Annotated in this window: 1 protein-coding gene; it reads left to right on the top strand. The window is 41.3% G+C overall.

The annotated features are described in order from the left end of the window. Positions 1 to 148 precede the first annotated feature (148 nt). A partial coding sequence (locus tag QZ114_RS08540) for an Rgg/GadR/MutR family transcriptional regulator (RefSeq protein ID WP_295502197.1) occupies positions 149 to 567 on the top strand: 419 nt, incomplete at its 3' end.

Below are 567 nucleotides of genomic sequence, written 5' to 3' on the forward strand. Positions count from 1 at the left end.
CCTCAATGCCAAACCAAGTCTTGCCTTTGATACGATGGAATAAAATGGAGTCAGCTTAAGGCTGGCTTTTTCCCTTTTTAAATGTCAGAATATTTTGACAAATGAGTGTAAATAATGATATACTATATAAAAAATAGGAGGTGGTCAGATGATTGAGAGAATGGAATTGGGGGAATTTTACAAGGAATTGCGCTTGGCGAGAAAACTCAAGCAGTCAGATGTGGCTTGTGCTGGTCTAACAGCCTCTCAGTTGTCCAAGTTTGAACTAGGGCAGTCTATGCTGTCTGCTGACAAGCTGATTCTAGCTATCCAAGGGATTAATGTGACCTTCGATGAGTTTGGACACAAACTCAACAACTACCAAGAATCTCCACATATGCGATTTGGTAGAAAGGTTGTGGATCGCTTTGCCCACCAAGATGTCACTGGCTTAGAGCAACTGTTGGAGGAAGTCGAGCAAGGACAGATGGCAGAGACCTATCGTTGTTTGAATGCCATTGTGATTAAAAATGCTATTCATTCCTTAAATAAGAGCTATCTGCTAACAGAGGAGGATAGGGAGTTTTT

The organism is uncultured Streptococcus sp., from assembly GCF_901875575.1.
Classification (GTDB): domain Bacteria; phylum Bacillota; class Bacilli; order Lactobacillales; family Streptococcaceae; genus Streptococcus.